Below are 2,936 nucleotides of genomic sequence, written 5' to 3' on the forward strand. Positions count from 1 at the left end.
ATCATGATGGGAGAGGGGAACTCGATAGGGCGCGGCGGCCTCGGCGCCGTCATGGGGGCCAAGGGGCTCAAGGCGATTACGGTGAATGGTTCCGGCGTAACGGAAATCGCCGACCGCGAACGCTTCGACCACGCCCGCGGCGACGTCATGCGCCTTTTCCGCGCTTCTCCCGTCATCTTCGGTGAACTGGGGATCTCCGAGTATGGAACCCCGGCGCTGGTCGACCTGATGGCCCAGCGGCGGATGGCTCCGACGGAAAATTTCAGCTCCACCTACTTCGCCGATGCCGGCAACTATTCAGGCCCGTCCATCCGCAAGGAGTGCGGTGCCAAGAAGGACGGCTGCTACGGCTGTCCGATCCAGTGCAAAAAGGCCAGCAGCGAAGGGGAGCCTCTTCCCGAGTACGAGACGGTCAACCACTTCGGTGCCCTGAACGGGATTTCCGACCTGCACGCCATCGTCAAGGCCAACACGCTCTGCAACGAGCTGGGGATGGACACCATCTCCGCCGCGGCAACGCTCTCCGCATACGGGGAGGAGAGGGGGCAGTTTCCGACCGCGGAAGAAGTGCCGGGCCTGCTGTCGGATATCGCCTTCCAGCGAGGCCAGGGCTTGCTGCTCAGCCTCGGCTCGCGCAGATTCGCGAAGCAGCGTGGTAAACCTGAGCTTTCCATGACGGTGAAGTCGCTCGAACTTCCGGCTTACGATCCGCGTGGCGCTTACGGGATGGCCCTTGCCTACGTTACCTCCAACCGGGGGGGCTGCCACCTTCGTGCCTACCCGATCTCGCACGAGATCCTCAGGAAACCGGTGCCGACCGATCGATTCTCCTTCTCCGGCAAGGCCAGGATCATCAAGATCGCCGAGGACGTCAACGCCGCCGTCGACTCGCTGGTCGCCTGCAAGTTCGCCTTCTTCGGCGCCACCCTCGAGGAATACGGCGAGCTCCTTTCTGCGGTGACAGGCGTGGAGTACACGCCCGAATCGCTGAAGGCCATCGGCGAAAGGATCTATCTCACCGAGCGCTTCTACAACTGCGAAAACGGCTTCAGCGTGTCCGACGACCTCCTGCCCCCGCGCTTCTTCACGGAGCCGGGGACGGCGGGGGAGGGGATAGAAGTCCCGCCGATCGACCGGGCGCGCTTCGATGAAGAGTTGCAGAAGTACTACCGTATTCGGGGGCTCACTCCGGAGGGGACCTTCGCCGATTCGTCTCTGGTCGAGACCATGCCTTGAGGAGCACATCCCCTTCAAGAGTAGGGACGACGATCTTTACACGGTGCGTCGACAGGCTCAGCACGAACGGCCTGTAGCCTGCCGCCCGAAATAGCCATTTTACCCCTGAGCGTGACGCCAAAACGGCCGTTCACCCTGAGCTTTTCGAAGGGTGTGCGGCTCCTAAGCTGAAGGAGTAGTCCTGTGCAGATAAGTGAAACCCTCTGGACATGAAAGATCAAATCGAGAAGTACACCGGAAAACTTGTCTCTGACCGCTCCGCCACCCCTGGGCTGATCGCTATCGCGGCCCAGGATGACGTCCTCATCACTGCCGGGGCCCCGGAGCTTGCAGCGCTTGCCGGCGCTACGCTCTCTCGTCTCAACTCCCTGGCACTGGTGGCCGCCCGGCCGTCGCTCCCGTTCGCCGAGTTCCTGCTGCGCCGGGCACCGAAAGAGGAGAACTGCATTCTCCCCCAGGACACCGAGACGCGGACCTTCCTCCACGACATCCCTTTCCTGCGCCGCGACGAGCTGGCTCAGGACCCTTCGGCGCAGATTGCCAGGCTCCTGGGAAATCGCAAAGGCGTCATCGTGGAAGGGATAGGGATAGTGGCTGTCGGCGCCATTACCGTCGAGCAGGCCTATATCAACTACTCCTCCGTCTTCCATTCCACCTTCGTGAAGTACCTTCAGGACCTGCTGACGGACGGATTCGTACTGCCGGGCGAGCGCGATGCCTTCGAAGAGTTCAGAAGGCAGTGGCTGAGGCCGCTGTCAGCGGAGGGGCTTGAGTTCAGGGAGAACCTTTCGGACGACCCTGATGAAATCCTGTCGGAGATCGAGACGGTGGGGCGCTACACGGTGGAGAGGGGGCTGGTCGATTCCTTCTTCGGCAACATCTCCGCCCGCGCGGGTGACGTCATCTACATCTCCCAGACCGCCGCCAGCCTCGATGAGCTGAAAGGGTGCATCGACCGCGTCCCCGCCGACAATTCCTCCACCACCGGCATCACCGCATCGAGCGAACTCCTCGCCCATCGGAAGATACTGGAGCAGAGCGGGGCGAAGGTCATCCTGCATGGCCACCCGAAATTCGCCGTCATCATGAGCATGCTCTGCCAGACCAAGGAGTGCTCGATCAAGGACTGCTGGAAGGACTGCCCCCATGTGCGCTATCTTGGCCTTACCCCGGTAGTCGCCGGCGAGATCGGGGCCGGGGGGCTCGCAAAGCGGGTGCCACCTGTTATCGGCGACACCGGCAGCGCCATCGTCTACGGGCATGGCGTCTTCACCATCGGAATCGACGGATTCGAGGAGGCCTTTGCCTCCATGGTCGGTGTGGAGAACTTCTGCCGGGACGAGTACTTCCGGCGAGTGGATGAATCCTCGTATCAGACAAAAGTCAAAGCCTGAAGGGCCTTCCCTTGATCATGCCCCGCCCGTCTTTCTGATCAACAGGCGGGAGAGGTTCTCCTTGTAAAAGACCACCCCAAGAAAGAACGCGTACAGCACGCCGTTTGCCGCAAAGAGCAGCAGGCGGTCATGAAACGGCCATGCCTTGCTGATGAAGAAGAGTGCCATGGCAAAGGCGAAATATGCCGCGATCTTGGCAACCTCGTACTGCACGGGAAAGTATTTCTGCCCCCAGAAGTACGAGAGCAGCATCATCAGGAAGTAGCAGACGAAGGTCGCCCAGGCCGCACCCGCATACCCAAGCAT

Annotated in this window: 3 protein-coding genes; 2 read left to right on the forward strand and 1 reads right to left on the reverse strand. The window is 61.5% G+C overall.

What is annotated here, in order from left to right:
- The coding region (locus AC11W3_RS16930; protein WP_484093397.1) for an aldehyde ferredoxin oxidoreductase C-terminal domain-containing protein at positions 1 to 1,236 on the forward strand (1,236 nt) is incomplete at its 5' end.
- 209 nt (positions 1,237 to 1,445) lie between these two features.
- A complete protein-coding gene (locus tag AC11W3_RS16935; RefSeq protein WP_484093398.1) occupies positions 1,446 to 2,630 on the forward strand; it encodes a class II aldolase/adducin family protein in 1,185 nt (394 codons plus the stop codon).
- A 15-nt stretch (positions 2,631 to 2,645) separates the two neighbouring features.
- Here AC11W3_RS16935 and AC11W3_RS16940 read toward each other — a convergent pair.
- A partial coding sequence (locus AC11W3_RS16940; RefSeq protein WP_484093399.1) for a hypothetical protein occupies positions 2,646 to 2,936 on the reverse strand: 291 nt, incomplete at its 5' end.

Source organism: Geomonas sp., from assembly GCF_056994735.1.

Coding starts and splice junctions, on each gene's coding strand:
- AC11W3_RS16935 (WP_484093398.1), top strand. CDS start 1,446: ATGAAAGATCAAATCGAGAAGTACACCGGAAAACTTGTCTCTGACCGC.